This window comes from Vibrio sp. J1-1 (assembly GCF_021728395.1).
GTDB lineage: Bacteria > Pseudomonadota > Gammaproteobacteria > Enterobacterales > Vibrionaceae > Vibrio.
The window spans coordinates 1-15,073 of sequence record NZ_JAKKCM010000021.1; the positions used below are offsets into that span (position 1 = coordinate 1).

10 protein-coding genes and 1 pseudogene are annotated in these 15,073 nt (G+C 44.5%); 7 read left to right on the forward strand and 4 right to left on the reverse strand.

Annotated features, from left to right (window positions below):
- Both L3V31_RS22105 and L3V31_RS20805 read right to left on the reverse strand, forming a co-directional pair.
- Positions 1 to 82: pseudogene (locus L3V31_RS22105) on the reverse strand (helix-turn-helix domain-containing protein); the annotation flags it as partial.
- Between the two features lie 86 nt (positions 83 to 168).
- Positions 169 to 2,205: a PhoX family phosphatase gene (locus L3V31_RS20805; protein WP_237318964.1), complete on the reverse strand. Its 2,037-nt coding sequence runs from the start codon at positions 2,203 to 2,205 to the stop codon at positions 169 to 171.
- A 300-nt stretch (positions 2,206 to 2,505) separates the two neighbouring features.
- Between L3V31_RS20805 and L3V31_RS20810 the strand changes: the two genes are divergently transcribed.
- The 3 genes from L3V31_RS20810 (at position 2,506) to L3V31_RS20820 (ending at position 5,722) form a co-directional block, all read left to right on the forward strand.
- Positions 2,506 to 2,844, forward strand: coding sequence for a 50S ribosome-binding protein YggL (locus L3V31_RS20810; protein ID WP_237318966.1), 339 nt, complete (start codon positions 2,506 to 2,508; stop codon positions 2,842 to 2,844).
- 1,477 nt (positions 2,845 to 4,321) lie between these two features.
- Complete coding sequence (gene rimK / locus L3V31_RS20815; protein ID WP_237318968.1) at positions 4,322 to 5,227, forward strand: 30S ribosomal protein S6--L-glutamate ligase; 906 nt, start codon at positions 4,322 to 4,324, stop codon at positions 5,225 to 5,227.
- A 66-nt stretch (positions 5,228 to 5,293) separates the two neighbouring features.
- Positions 5,294 to 5,722 (forward strand): RimK/LysX family protein, encoded by a 429-nt coding sequence (locus tag L3V31_RS20820; RefSeq protein WP_014233535.1) that lies wholly within the window; start codon positions 5,294 to 5,296, stop codon positions 5,720 to 5,722.
- Between the two features lie 38 nt (positions 5,723 to 5,760).
- On the opposite strand, the gene L3V31_RS20825 is transcribed toward L3V31_RS20820, so the two are convergent.
- Positions 5,761 to 6,492: an MBL fold metallo-hydrolase gene (locus L3V31_RS20825; RefSeq protein ID WP_237319010.1), complete on the reverse strand. Its 732-nt coding sequence runs from the start codon at positions 6,490 to 6,492 to the stop codon at positions 5,761 to 5,763.
- A 410-nt stretch (positions 6,493 to 6,902) separates the two neighbouring features.
- Between L3V31_RS20825 and speA the strand changes: the two genes are divergently transcribed.
- The 4 genes from speA to L3V31_RS20845 all read left to right on the forward strand — a co-directional run bounded on the left by speA (position 6,903) and on the right by L3V31_RS20845 (position 13,583).
- Complete coding sequence (gene speA / locus L3V31_RS20830; protein WP_237318969.1) at positions 6,903 to 8,813, forward strand: arginine decarboxylase; 1,911 nt, start codon at positions 6,903 to 6,905, stop codon at positions 8,811 to 8,813.
- 1 nt (position 8,814) lies between these two features.
- Positions 8,815 to 9,741: an agmatinase gene (speB, locus tag L3V31_RS20835; protein WP_237318971.1), complete on the forward strand. Its 927-nt coding sequence runs from the start codon at positions 8,815 to 8,817 to the stop codon at positions 9,739 to 9,741.
- A gap of 239 nt (positions 9,742 to 9,980) precedes the next feature.
- Positions 9,981 to 11,186, forward strand: a complete 1,206-nt coding sequence (emrD, locus tag L3V31_RS20840) for a multidrug efflux MFS transporter EmrD (protein WP_237318973.1) — start codon at positions 9,981 to 9,983, stop codon at positions 11,184 to 11,186.
- Positions 11,187 to 11,417: 231 nt separating this feature from the next.
- The gene (locus L3V31_RS20845; RefSeq protein ID WP_237318975.1) at positions 11,418 to 13,583 is read left to right on the forward strand and encodes a S9 family peptidase; all 2,166 of its coding nucleotides are present in this window, start codon (positions 11,418 to 11,420) and stop codon (positions 13,581 to 13,583) included.
- Positions 13,584 to 13,741: 158 nt separating this feature from the next.
- Here the strand turns inward: L3V31_RS20845 and L3V31_RS20850 are convergent, their stop codons facing one another.
- Complete coding sequence (locus tag L3V31_RS20850; RefSeq protein ID WP_237318978.1) at positions 13,742 to 14,719, reverse strand: porin; 978 nt, start codon at positions 14,717 to 14,719, stop codon at positions 13,742 to 13,744.
- Between the last annotated feature and the right edge of the window lie 354 nt (positions 14,720 to 15,073).

A 15,073-nucleotide genomic window follows, 5' to 3' on the forward strand; every position in this document is an offset into this window, starting at 1 on the left:
GTTTGGCTAAAAGACGAGATGACACACCACTTAAGCACTGCTTGGCTAAGATGCACTTCAACTCACGACTATATTTGGACATGAAAGACCCCCAATAATTGGTGTCCAACTATTGGGGGTCAGTTCACTTATGCAGGGCTTTGCGTTAAATCATTTAACAAGCAGGAGTTATACTGCGATCTCACCACCGTCTTCACGACGAATCACAACTGTCGAAGCACGAGGACGAACAGGTGTGCCTGCAGGTGTTTCTTCTGCTGCATCATCGCTGTATGGCCAGTTACCCGGGTGCTGGATGTTTACAAACAACGACTTGTAATCTGGACTAATGGTAAAGCCTGTGACTTCACACCCGTTTGGACCAACAAAGAAACGTTTCAGTTCTGCTTGGTTATCCGCACCAATCGTCGCTTGATCGCCATTTTCATCTACCAGTTTCGAAGGTACGACCGCCAGCATTTGATCGTTGGTGTATGAAGTCACTTCGTCCGCACCATTATCAGTTTGGATCCAAAGGATACCACGAGCGTCGAAAGCCAAACCATCAGGACTCGCGAACTGGTTTAACTCCGTTAAGCTTGAACGGTTTGTGTCCGCATCACCATTTGCTGGTGAGCCAAACACGAAGATATCCCATGTAAACTCGGTCGATGCATCACCTTCATCCCAACGAATCACGTGACCAAATTTATTGTTTAAACGTGGGTTTGCCGCGTTAGTATCTTCTGTACGACGGGTATTGTTGGTCAATGTTAGATATACAGTGCCAGTAAATGGGTCAACTGTGCACCACTCTGGACGGTCCATCGGTGTTGCGCCAACTAAATCAGCAGCGCCCGCTGTGTTAAGAATGATTTCTGCTAATGAGCCGAAATGATCCGCCAGCGTACCACCAGAGGTTGTGATGCTATCTAGCGTCAGTGGTAGCCAAGTCCCTGTGCTGTCTTCATTGAAAAGTGCAACATAAAGCGTACCTTCGTCCATGTACTTATCACCAGTTGCCAGACGATTAGCAGGGTTCGCATCTGCAGGGTCCCAAGCGGTGGCTGACTCAAACTTGTAAAGGTATTCAAAGCGAGAGTCGTGGCCAGAGTAGAATACAACTGGTTTACCTTCTTCCAGCTTACCAAATGTACAGCCTTCATGACGGAAACGACCTAGCGCTGTACGCTTTTTCGCGCGTGAGTTTTGCGTGTATGGGTCAATTTCAACAATATAGCCATGACCGTTCGCTTCGTTACGGTAATCGTCCGTTGAGCTAGCCCCTGTTGGTGCCAGATTAAAACGAGTGAACTCATCCAAACGTTCTTCGGCGTTGCCTGCTAGAGTTTCCCATAAGTAGCGAGTGCTGCCTGATGCAATACCAATACGATCTTGTTCTTCAGTGCGCTCACCTGCATTCACAAAGTAACCTGGCCAGTTTTCTTCACACGTTAAGTAAGTGCCCCAAGGTGTGTAGCCATTACCACAGTTATTAAGCGTACCACGAGCTTGGCTGCCGTCTGGAGAGAAGCGAGTTACCGTCAATTCAGTGTGCGCAACGGGACCAGATAGGTCCATTACAGTAGCACCAGTATAACGACGGTTTAATGGATCAGCATCGACCAGTTTCCACATATTGTCTTCAAGCTGGATACGAACAACTGAGACGCCGTGTGCATTGATCTCTTTACGTACTTCATCAACGATGGTACGAACATTATTCTCAACTGTCGGGCCATTCGGATGCAGTGCTGCAGTATCAATGTATTCATGGTTAATACACAACAAGCCATCTGTCGTACTGTCATTTAGCGGGAAAAAATGCATACCGTCGTGATGCATGCCTAGAGCATTAAGCTGGTCAGAACTGGTGTTTGTACCGTCATTTTTCCACGCACTACCCTGAGCATTTAAAGGCGTCCCCCACGGTACCAGCACTTGAGCCGTGTAACCAGATGGAATAGAGACCGCGTCCGTTAACGAACCAGGAATCGATTCAAAGTTAAGTACTGCTTTTGATACACCAGACGCAGCACTTGCCGAAGTACCTGAGCTAGATGAATTACACCCAGCCAAGCCAAAAGCACCAAACGCGGTCATCGCACTGATCCCCAGTCCGCCTTTCAAAATACTACGACGAGATAGACTCGCTTCTAATACATCTTCAAAAGGTTTGTTATTGCTGTGGTTAAAGCGCGTTGCGTCGAAGGTTTCCTTACTCATTGTCTCACTTTCCCAATATTTGATTTAATTTTAAATTAGATTTTATAAGTCGTTGAACGAGGGGAAGTTTGGAGAAACATTATGACAATAATAATTAAAATAAATGAAGGTTATGTTGCGTAATCATTCCCTAACTGAATCAATTAAGGGTTGATTGGGCGGCATATCAATATGGAAAAACACGAGACATAGTTTGCACAAAGAACAACCAAACATATCGTATTAATAGAATTTTACTTGGGATATAGTTCTATAGAAGGTATAACGTGTGCGTATTAAGATCATCTACGAGAGATAGTTATGAAATTAGAAAGAATCGATAACAAAAGCCGTCGTATCCGTAAGAAACTGTTCTTAGGCGAATTCGCGATCCTAGGGTTCGAAATCAGCTGTGAAACAGACATCAATGACTTCGACCGCTACGATGTGTTCGTTGATGACTTTGTCGACTACATCGACGGTTTAGGCCTTTGCTTTGGCGGTGGCGGTCTGGAACTATTTGAAGGCTTCCTATGTTCAACTGATCGTTACGGCAATGCTACTGAGGAGCAAAAAGCGCAAGTATTGGCTTGGCTGGAAGCACGCCCTGAAGTAAAAAGTGCACAAGCTGGCGAACTGGTTGATGCAAATTACTTGTAATTCCAATCAGTGAAACTGAGCTAGGAAATTACACAAAGGCTGATCTTCGGATCGGCTTTTTTATTTTTGGCTTTGGGAAAGTAACTCTAGAAGGGTATTTTAGAGCTGGCACCACTGCCAGCCCATTGACGTCGAAAGTAGTTAACTATGATTTTTTAGCTGTTTCATCTTTCGTATCTTTCCAATACTGAATACGAACACGATGTAACTGAGCTCTTCTCATCTTTTTCATAGTAATCTCCCTTATTTATATAAGTAACGCTCATGCTGAGCTTATTTTCTAAGGTTTGCAATTCCATTAAATCTATATAGGAATCAACCAATTAACCGTGACAAAACTCACAACACAGTGACAATAATGGTTTCGTTACTACCGAAAGTATCCAAGCAAACCAACTATTATCTTCCTACACGGTCAACCTACTCACCAAATATGACAGAGAAATGGCAATCAAGTTCCCTCTTTTCACTGTCACCAAATCTTAATAAGAATTTTCGAGGTGGAATATAATCAATTACCACACTCTTAACGCAAAAGTCTAGTACTCAAAGATAAAAACTTGCGATACAACAAACTCTTCCATCGAACTCATTCATTGCTTATCTATAGACCAACGAGAACTTTGCCTAGCAGAGAGTATTGATCACCCAGTTATATAGACTGGTTTGTGATCGGGAGCAAACCGGTCAGCTTATCCCAAATACCCACATTTGCGATATACGCTCAAATACTTGTGAGAGATCTCTTACATGATATGTAAGTAAATTGATTAAGCCACACTAAGACCAAAGCCCAAAAAAATTTTAACTAATTGTTTATAAATAAAAACACTTTTAATCATGCAATCGATTTCAAAAATAATTTCAAATATCGGATTGAGTCAGAACCACAAAACATGAATACTGAATGTGTCGACAGGATGTTGGCAGGAACAGGAAAAAGCCTAACGGATTAGGTATCTTCAGGACGAAGATTTGATAGCTTAGGATGAGTTGTCAGCAAGGATGTAATTAAGCTCTGGGATAGAGTTCGCCCGTCAGGATGATAGGCAAGAATGGACACCGCTAGGAAGGCGATGAACAGGGAACTCGGTTAAAGGACTTAGCCATAATCAAGGATAGATGCAGGGAGCACCTATTTAGTAGCCGGATTGCTGCGAAAAAGAATAAGCCCCGTCTGGGAAACCAGGCGGGGTTTTATTATTTCTAGCACCGGTTTTCGTTTCTCTCAGCTGGAAATCACACATCGTGATTCGCTCCAGCTCGATAAAAAATATTTGTCGTCACGACGAGTTTTTTTCGTTTTCATCTGCTAGCGAAAAAATCTAATGTGCACACCCTCAACGACGTGGTTGTCCAACCACCATTCTAACTCGTTGAAGTATGTAGGTTATGTCATATCAATATCATCAGCCTGCTGCATTCTATACTCTATACTTATATTTTTAATCTGGTACTGACTTACAAAGGAACAGCCATGCGTATTGCTATTCTCTCTCGTAATGAGAATTTATATTCAACCATGCGCCTAAAGCAAGCAGGCGAAGAGCGTGGACATCAAGTTGATGTTATCGACACTCTGCACTGCTACATGGACATTACGAGTAATAACCCTAAGATTCGTTATATGGGTGAAGAATTGCCACAATACGACGCGGTTATTCCACGTATCGGGGCCTCAGTCACTTTCTACGGCACAGCAGTCGTGCGCCAATTTGAAATGATGGGTACATTTTGTGTCAATGAATCGGTAGCGATCAGCCGTTCGCGTGACAAGCTGCGTTCTTTGCAGCTCTTATCTCGGAAAGGCATCGGCTTACCACGTACTGGTTTTGCTCACCACCCTGATAACATCCAAGATGTGATCAAAAACGTTGGCGGCGCTCCTCTGGTTATTAAGCTACTTGAAGGTACCCAAGGTATTGGTGTTGTTCTTGCTGAAACAAATAAAGCAGCAGAAAGTGTCATTGAAGCCTTTATGGGCTTAAAAGCAAACATCATGGTTCAAGAGTTCATTGAAGAAGCTAAAGGGGCAGATATTCGCTGTTTCGTTGTAGGCAACAAAGTGATTGCAGCAATGAAGCGTCAGGCAAAAGAAGGTGAGTTCCGCTCGAATCTTCACCGCGGCGGTTCTGCGCAACTTGTCAGGTTGAGCAAAGAAGAACGTGCAACGGCAGTTAATGCAGCAAGAGTAATGGGCTTAAACCTATGTGGTGTAGACATCCTGCAATCGAAAAACGGTCCAGTGGTGATGGAAGTAAACTCCTCACCGGGTCTTGAAGGTATCGAGTTGGCAACAAACAAAAACGTCGCAGCGATGATTTTTGACTTTATCGAAAAAAACGCAAAACCAAATTCAAACCGTACTCGCGGTAAAGGTTGATTACTATCCAAACAGCATAGAGAGGTGATTTGGCCTCTCTATACAACTCGTCGCTAGGATGACACTATGAATCAGAAAATTGTCATTGGGAATGCCGAAGCAATCTGCTTACCTGAGTTAGGCATTCCCCACCTTGAAGCTCGTATTGACACTGGTGCGCAAACCTCTTCTCTTCACGTCGATAATATCGAGTGTTTTGAGAAAAACGGCCGTTCATACGTAGAGTTCGATCTCCATCCGGATGTTTATCACTTAGAACAGGTCGTTCGCTGTACAGCACCACTTAAAGCGAACCGTAAAGTGAAATCCTCAAACGGAACGTTCGAGCACCGCTGCGTGATCACCACCATGCTACGCATGAACGACCAACAGTGGCCAATAGACATTACGCTGACCAACCGTGAAAACATGACTTACATGATGCTGCTAGGCCGCCAGGCAATGGCAGATAAAGTGTTGGTTGATCCGAGCCAGTCCCACTTGTTAGCGCCATAACGCTATCGTATAGATGAGTGACTCTCAAAAGGTGTCACTCATCTCTTATTTCTCCGTAACAACACACTCAACAACCCTTTCGCTTTTATTTTCGTCGCTCGCCAATGTGTATGCGGCTTGGTTGGCGCTGTATCCAGAATATGCCGATAGGCTTTTTCATCCAAAACAACTTCTCCACCATGCGCAAGGAGCAAACAGCTTGGTTGCAGTTCAAAAACCCTTTTAACGGAAAGACGATATTGATTGGGGTGAAAGATAGGAAACGGTGCAATCAAGTGCTTCTTCACTTTTACTATCAGATCGGCTACGTACAACACGCTCTGCTCCGCATGATAGACTGATAAATCTCTGTCGGTATGACCCAGCGTTTCCAATATCTGCCAATCTTCAAAACCAGGAATAGTTTCTCCGTCCAGCAGCTCAATATCTGGATTCAGTTTCCTTGAATACCACAGGTTACGTTTTGGTTTGCGCATTCGACTTGCCATCCACCTAGCCAACGCCAAGTCCGTCAAATGCATCAACCAGCCGTCAATACCGCTATACCACTGAACGTCACGTTTAGCCGCTAAGACTTTGCATCCGGTCAACGCTCTAAGCTTATGCGCGGCTCCCGCATGATCGGGGTGCATGTGGGTTACGACCACCAGCTTGAGATCGGTAAATGGCCGCTTAAGTTGATACTCAATAAAATCTTTAAGATGAGGGATATCTGCTCGGCTTGCACCATCAAGTAACATGAGTTTATCGGCATACTCGGCGAGGTACATGGTCTGTATGTACCCCTGAATTCTATGCAGCTGCAAAATCTATCCTCATACTGTTTAAAAACCGCACTCTTTCTGGTCAGACCAACTATAACAGTAGAACCCTTAAATTGTTAAATATATGTTGCTTCAGTTAAATTGACACTAGTAAACAACTCTCTGAATCCAGCATCCAGAAGTGAATTTGGTATAAATTTTTACACCATTCTTCGACAACAAAGCCTAATCGATAAGATAGATTATAATCATTAGACTCTAGACAACTTTTATCCGTTAATGCGCGCACACGGAGTTCGTGTCAGGGTATGAGGTAATACCAATCGTAGTATTGGTATTAATGCCTCATGAATTGCTTTTTGGTACTTTTCCTTCTATTAAATTAAAGGCTTAAGTACATTTTTGTGAGAATTGAGTTGGAAAAAGCAACCAAATTGGACCGCATTCGCGCGGACTACAATGTTCACTACTGGAGCCAGGGCTTCTACGGTATCGATGACCAAGGCGAGGTATACGTCTCTCCTCGAAGTGACCGTGCACATCAAATCCCTTTCAGTGCTATTGTAAAAGAGCTAGAAGCAAAGCAGCTTAACTTGCCTGTTCTCGTTCGCTTCCCGCAGATCGTGCATCAACGTGTGCATGGTCTTTGTGATGCTTTCAACCAAGCTATTGAAGATTATCAGTATCCGAACAAATACTTGTTGGTGTACCCGATTAAGGTAAACCAGCAACGTGAAGTGGTTGATGAAATACTCGCCAGCCAAGCAGAGTTAGAGACGAAACAACTCGGTCTTGAAGCAGGCAGTAAACCTGAATTGTTGGCCGTACTGGCTTTGGCTCAACAGGCCAGCTCCGTGATTGTCTGTAATGGCTACAAAGACCGTGAGTACGTGCGTCTTGCGCTGATTGGCGAAAAGCTCGGCCATAACGTTTTTATCGTCTTAGAGAAGCTATCAGAGCTTGATCTTGTGCTACAAGAAGCGGAAAGCTTAGGCGTTAAGCCTCGCCTGGGTCTACGTATCCGTCTTGCTTCTCAAGGGGCGGGGAAATGGCAGTCAAGTGGCGGCGAAAAATCCAAATTTGGCCTGTCTGCATCACAAGTATTGAGTGTGATTAATCGCCTGAAGAACAGCGGCAATCTCGATGCATTACAATTGGTGCACTTCCACCTTGGCTCACAAATGGCGAACATTCGCGATGTACGTAACGGCGTCAATGAATCAGCACGTTTTTACTGTGAACTGCGCGCAATGGGTGCCAACATTGATTATTTCGATGTGGGTGGTGGCTTAGCCGTGGACTATGACGGGACACGCAGCCAATCTTCCAACTCGATGAACTATGGTCTTGCTGAGTACGCACGAAATATCGTGAACACTGTTGGTGATGTATGTCTGCAATATGAGCAGCCGATGCCGGTGATTATTTCTGAGTCTGGCCGCTCTTTGACGGCGCATCATGCCGTGTTGGTATCTAATGTTATTGGTACAGAAGCTTACCAACCTGAAGAAGTATATGCGCCAGTGGATGATGCGCCTTTGCTACTACAAAACATGTGGCGCAATTGGGAAAACTTGCAAAACGGTACCGACGCTCGAGCACTGATTGAGATTTACAACGACACCCAAAGTGATTTGGCAGAAGCACATTCAAATTTTGCAACTGGCGTGATTAACCTTGAGCAGCGCGCCTGGGCAGAACAATTGTCACTGCGCATATACTTTGAGTTGAGCCGTAAGATGAGTACGAAGAACCGCTTCCACCGTCCGATTCTGGATGAGTTGAGCGAGCGTCTTGCAGACAAATTCTTTGTCAACTTCTCGCTCTTTCAGTCTCTGCCAGATGCGTGGGGCATTGATCAGGTGTTCCCTGTTCTGCCTCTTTCAGGTTTAGGTGATGCCGAAGAACGCCGTGCTGTGATGTTAGACATCACTTGTGACTCTGATGGTGCGATTGATCTCTACGTTGATGGTCAAGGTATAGAAAGTACGCTACCAGTCCCGGCGTGGAGCAAAGACAAGCCATACCTGCTCGGCTTCTTCTTAGTTGGCGCATACCAAGAAATTCTTGGTGACATGCACAACTTATTTGGCGACACCCATAGTGTCGTTGTTAACGTAGAAGAAAATGGCGAGTTTGAGATCAGCTACATTAATGAAGGTGATAGCGTCGAAGATATGATGCGCTACGTTCATATCGACGTTGAAGCGATTCGTGACAACTACAAACAACTGGTTTTTGAACGTGTTGAAGCCAGTGAACAAACCCAAGTCCTTGCTGAGCTGGAACAAGGTTTGGTGGGATACACCTATTTAGAGGATTTCTGATATGAATGATTTGTTTACTAAAACTGATTATTCGCTGTACTCCAACTCAATGTCGTTTCTGCGTCTACCGTACATCAAAGATCCGGTAACTGCAGAGGCCGATGTTGTAGTGCTCGGCGTTCCTCTCGACATGGCAACATCCGGTCGCTCAGGCGCGCGCATGGGTCCGGATGCCATCCGACGTGCTTCCGTGAATTTGGCGTGGGAAGGTAAAAAGTTCCCATGGGATTTCAACGTATTTGATAAGTTAACCGTCATTGATTCCGGTGATCTGGTCTTTGATTGTGGCGATGCGGAAGACTTCACTTATCGTCTGGAAGCAGCAACAAGCGAGATCTTAAAAAGCGGGAAAACAATGCTGGCTTTGGGTGGCGATCACTTCATCACCCTGCCGGTTCTACGTGCCTATGCGAAGCATTATGGCGAAATGGCTTTAGTTCATTTCGATGCTCATACGGATACTTACGCCAATGGCAGTTCATACGACCACGGTACGATGTTCTACCACGCACCAAAAGAAGGGCTAATCTCTGCGAAGAACTCGGTACAAATTGGTATTCGTACCGAATACAAGCAGCAAGATCACGGCTTCAATGTGATCGATGCGATGCAGGCAAACGACATGTCTGTAAACGAGATTTTAGATGAAATTCGTCGTACCGTAGCCGATAAACCAGTGTATGTTACGTTTGATATTGACTGCTTAGATCCAGCATTTGCTCCGGGAACGGGGACGCCTGTTTGCGGAGGTTTGAATACTGACAAAGTGCTTAAAATCATTCGTGGTTTGGCTGGCATGAATATCGTAGGCATGGATGTGGTAGAGGTCTCACCACCTTATGACCAAAGTGATGTCACGGCATTAGCAGGAGCGACCATCGCTTTAGAGCTGCTGTATGCTTACGCATCGAGTCGCGAACAAGCGTAATATTTTCCAAGGGAGCATTTGCTCCCTTTTTTATTTTTTACACCGCAAATTTTCGGATTATTTTTTCTAATCCAAATCATAGATTTTAATCTTGCTTGACTGCAAAAGTTTAGATTGCCAAGCATACATTCAAGCACTAATATCTCGCACGAATAATCCCCTAACATAACAAATACATTAGCCCCATTTATGGAGTGCTAAGGCTTCTTACACCTTAAATTTATTGGAGAGACACGTAAATGCCGGCTTCGTTTCCATTAGTGAAACTTACCTTCTTAATCGCGATATTGACTGCCGTAGGTCAGATGACCCAAACGATGTACGTTCCTTCAATCGGTCATATGGCGAGTGAATTTTTGGTTTCTGCGTCTTCGCTTCAAGCCGTCATGGCCTGTTACTTGATCCCATATGGCTTATCACAGTTCGTGTATGGTCCACTGTCTGATCGCCTTGGGCGCAAACCTATTATCATTGCAGGCTTGCTCATATACATCGTAGGAACGTTAGTCGCTCTATTTACCCACCAGTTTGAATGGTTCTTAGTCGGTAGCTTTATCCAAGGCTTGGGAATTGGCTGTGGTGGCGCAATGGCACGTATATTAACTCGCGACTGTTTTGATGGCGCTGAGCTACACCGTGTGAACAGCTTGATCAGCATGTGTATTCTCTTCTCACCTTTGGCGGCGCCATTACTGGGTGGTTACTTAACAGAAGCGTTTAGCTGGCGTTCGAGCTATCTCTTCCTCGCGCTCTTCGGAGTCGCTGTGGTTATTACTATGATGACCAGTATGATGGAGACACTCCCTGTAGAAAAACGCAAACACGAACCAGTAACGAAGAGCTATCAATATGTTTTATCGGACAAACGCTTTCAGGGCTTTTTGATCTGCCTTGTGGCAACATTCGCGGGTGTCGGTGTAATTGAGGCTGCAGCGGGTGTGCTATTAGGTGGCGTATTGGGATTACCAGCAACAACCGTAAGCTTGCTATTTATTATTCCGATCCCGGGCTACCTGATTGGCTCAGGCTTATCGAGCTATGTAGCTCAGCGCCGCTCAATGCGCCGAGCCCTGAATGTTGGTCTGGTCGCCATTTTTATCGGTTCAGCCGTCGTGTTGATCCCTGGCCTATTTGGCTTAACGACCGCGTTGACATTAATTGGTGGCGCAACCATTTACTTTTTGGGAGCAGGCATATTATTTCCTGCGGCCACGACAGGGGCGATTTCTCCATTCCCATACCATGCGGGTACTGCGGGTGCGACACTGGGCGGCATGCAAAACTTGGGCGCTGGTATCGCAACCTTGCTTGCATCGCTATTTCCCGCTCAAAACCAAATGCCTCTGGGTATTTTGATGATGGCGATGTCAGTTATCGCAATGCTAGGGCTGCGCTGGGTTAATCGTACGCCGGATCATTCCAACCAATTACCACAGGTCATATAACCAAACTCAGTATATAATTTCATGGGGGCATACTTTGTAGTATGTCCCTTTTTTGTACTCACACTCCAAAAGACTGTTTGCTTTGTATAACAACTGCTTACACAATGAAGTTTCATATCGATCATTGGAAGATCAAAAACATCGGTAACAAACCTGAAAGCACGCTCAAGCCATATACAATGAGATTCCATTCAAAACGATGACTTGGGTATAAAATACAAGGATAAACAGATGCGTTTTACTCTTACGACGTTGGCCGTATCAGTCGCAATTTTAGCCGGATGCAGTAATCAAGGAACTTCACCTATGAACCATTATTCTCAGTCACAGCTCATTGCCCAACAAACACAAGCGCCTGTCGCAAAGAAAGTCCCGCATGCTATGACTATTCATGACGATACCCGTATCGACAATTACTACTGGATGCGTGACGACGAGCGCAAAGATGCGGAGGTATTGCAGCATCTGGAAAAAGAGAATCAATATACCGAAACCGTTCTAAAACATACCGAATCGCTTCAGCAGACACTGTTTGAAGAAATAAAGGGCAGAATAGCCAAAGACGATAACTCCGTTCCGGTTCGCAAGGGCAGTTACTTTTATTCCAGTGAAGTCTCTGGAGACAACGAATACGAAGTTCATTTACGCGCCAAAGACTTCGCTGGCACAGATAAATCGGTGATTTTAGATGTCAACGAACTTGCCAAGGGTCATGAATTCTTTAACGTCAGTGGGTTACATGTCAGTCCTGATGAAACTCTTTTAGCTTATGGAGAAGATACGTTAAGTCGCCGGATTTACACCATAAAAATCAAAAATCTGGAGACGGGTAAATACCTAGAGGACGAAATCGAAGGAGCCTCTAGCGCTATCGCGTGGCAAAACGATAATCAAGCGTTTTATTACATAAAAAAGGATCCAAAAACGCTGTTAGGTTACCAAGTCTATCGACATATCTTAGGCTCCCCACAAAGCACTGACAAGCTCATCTATGAAGAAACAGATAGTGAGTACTACACCTACATCAGCAAGAGTAAAGATGGAGAAGAGGTGTACATTTGGCACTCCAGTACAGAAACCAGTGGTGTATCTGTTCTCGATGCCAACAATCCAAACGCACAAGCTGAGCCATTTTTTCCTCGCGAATCCGGTATCGAATACAGCATCGCAAAACTTGGTGACTGGTACTATATCTATACCAACTATCAGGCAATTAACTTCCGTTTGATGAAAGTGCATAAAGACAACATGCACGATCGGTCGCAATGGCAAGATGTTATTCCGGCAGACGATGATACTCAGCTGGTCGACTTCGAGTTGTTCGATGACCATCTGGTTTATGAACAACGCGCAAATGGCTTATCAACGGTCACTGTGCGTGAACTATCCAGCGGTAACGAATTCCCCCTCCAATTTCACGATAGCGCATTTGCTGCCTACCTAACTGGAAACTACGAGTTAGATAACAATAAAGTACGCATTTACTACAGTAGCTTAACCACGCCAGGTACTTACTATGATTTCGATCTGAAAACGGGTGAATCTGAGGTCATGAAACAAACCCCAGTCCTGGGTGACTTTAACGCAGATAACTACCAGTCTGAACGCATCATGATAAAAGCTCGTGATGGCAAGTCAGTGCCTGTTTCGCTGGTTTACCGCAAAGATCACTTTAACAAAGATGGCACCAATCCCATTTATCAATACGGTTATGGTTCATACGGCGCCACCATTGAACCCACTTTCAGCTCAACACGTTTAAGCCTGCTAGATCGTGGTTTCGTTTTCGTAATTGCCCATATTCGTGGCTCTGAAATGCTCGGACGTCCTTGGTATGAAGATGGTAAAAAGCTGACTAAGCAAAATACATTCAACGATTTTGTCGATGTAACCAAAGGCTTGGTCGAGAAGAACTACGGAGCGAAAGACAAAGTGTTCGCGGTTGGGGGCTCAGCAGGAGGCTTGTTAATGGGCGCTGTTATTAACCAAGCACCTGAGTTGTACCGCGGCATTGGTGCGCATGTACCCTTTGTCGATGTCGTGACGACGATGTTGGATGAATCGATTCCATTAACCACCAATGAATACGATGAGTGGGGCAACCCGAACAACAAAACCTATTACGACTACATGTTAAGTTATTCGCCATACGACAATATAAAAGCGCAGGATTACCCGAACATGCTGGTCACCACAGGTTTGCATGACTCTCAGGTACAATACTTTGAACCTATGAAGTGGATAGCTAAGCTGCGTGAGATGAAGACTGATAACAACGTGCTGGTGTTTAAGACCGATATGGAGGCAGGACATGGTGGCGCTTCCGGTCGCTTTAAGCGCTTAAAAGAAGATGCACTAGAGTATGCTTTCTTCCTGGACCTGCTAGAAACAAAGTAACAGAAAAACAATGCCCGCACTTGCGGGCATTGTTACGATCAGCGTCAGCACAATAATCGGCCGAAATAAAAACGCCTACTCCCTTAATCCTTTTTACAAAGCAAGAAGTAGGCGTTAACACAATAAATGTGTTTAGGCAGTAGATACTGTCCTATTGATTAGAAGTAGTAACGAGCACCGATAGTCCAGTAATCGTTTTCTTCTTCATCAATATCGTTACCTAGGTCAATTTGGTAACCGGCAAATGTGTAGAATGATGGAGTTACAGCGTATTCAGCTTGTAGCGCCATTTCGCTGTATAGCGTGTCTAGATCGTCGTCTTCAACTGACTCGTAGTTCACGCTGAATGTCCAGTTGTTAACACCGTACGCCACTAGACCTTCTAGCTGAGTTGTATCTTCCAGACCTTCAAAGAAGTATTCGTTCATGCCATAAACAACTGCAGCGTAAAGGCCTGAACCGTAAGAGCCGTAGACAGCTGACAAGATGTGTGAGCTTGCATCTTCAGTTTTCGCGCCGAAAGCAACATCACCGCCACTGTATGCATAGCCAAGACCGAATCCTGCTAACTCAGTGCTGATAGAAACTTGGCCACGATCATCGTAATCACCGTTTTGACCTTGCCAACCTAGACCTAGGTTAAAACCAAAGCCATCGCCGAATTGGAAGCCTTTACGGTAGCTAACCATTTTTTCACCACGAGCAGAACCAAGGTCGTAGTGGTTTGAATATAAAAAGTCGTTCGCAAACGCGATAGGCATATCTGCCACACCAGCTACGTCGTAGTATGGTGTCCATTGTGTACCAACAACTAAACGACCAAGTTGCTCATGAGTTGCACCGATGTAACCAAGACGAGTAGAGAAAGACTCTTCACCACCATTTAGGTAGTTAAGTGCCCACTCACCTTTAGCGTCAACAGTCACACCATTGCCGATGTCTTTTTTGCCCGCAACGTTGATACGAGGAGATACTTGGTGAACTTTTACGTCCTCATCATAATACTCACCCACGCCCACAGATACATGACCGCCGATTGATAAAGATGTACCATCGCTGTTGTAAACTTCTGCTGCGAATGCCTGTGTACCACATGCTAGTGCCGCCACTGCTACGGCTAGAGCTTTCATTTTCATTGTTAACATCCATATAGTTGTTTGTGCCGATTCGTTCAAAAACAGAATAACCTGCATCACTTGCAACGAATAACTAACAAGGTAGTAATGAAATTTAAATAAAACAAACAACTTATTATGCAACCGATCTAACTATTGATTAATTTTTGACACAAATCACACAAAAATAGTGAACTTTTCATGATCATGCATAAATTCTGTGCTTTTTTGCGTGCTACTCCTCTCAATGCACCGATATCTATTAATTTTAATTCTATCAATATAAAAACATTGGCTGAGATTTTTGCAGTATGAAATATGGTTAAGTAAAAACCAGCGAGTTTAGATTAATGATCTTTGCTTAACCAATGCAGA

Coding starts and splice junctions, on each gene's coding strand:
- L3V31_RS20805 (WP_237318964.1), bottom strand. CDS start 2,205: ATGAGTAAGGAAACCTTCGACGCAACGCGCTTTAACCACAGCAATAAC.
- L3V31_RS20810 (WP_237318966.1), top strand. CDS start 2,506: ATGAAATTAGAAAGAATCGATAACAAAAGCCGTCGTATCCGTAAGAAA.
- rimK (WP_237318968.1), top strand. CDS start 4,322: ATGCGTATTGCTATTCTCTCTCGTAATGAGAATTTATATTCAACCATG.
- L3V31_RS20820 (WP_014233535.1), top strand. CDS start 5,294: ATGAATCAGAAAATTGTCATTGGGAATGCCGAAGCAATCTGCTTACCT.
- L3V31_RS20825 (WP_237319010.1), bottom strand. CDS start 6,492: ATGTACCTCGCCGAGTATGCCGATAAACTCATGTTACTTGATGGTGCA.
- speB (WP_237318971.1), top strand. CDS start 8,815: ATGAATGATTTGTTTACTAAAACTGATTATTCGCTGTACTCCAACTCA.
- emrD (WP_237318973.1), top strand. CDS start 9,981: ATGCCGGCTTCGTTTCCATTAGTGAAACTTACCTTCTTAATCGCGATA.
- L3V31_RS20845 (WP_237318975.1), top strand. CDS start 11,418: ATGCGTTTTACTCTTACGACGTTGGCCGTATCAGTCGCAATTTTAGCC.
- L3V31_RS20850 (WP_237318978.1), bottom strand. CDS start 14,719: ATGAAAATGAAAGCTCTAGCCGTAGCAGTGGCGGCACTAGCATGTGGT.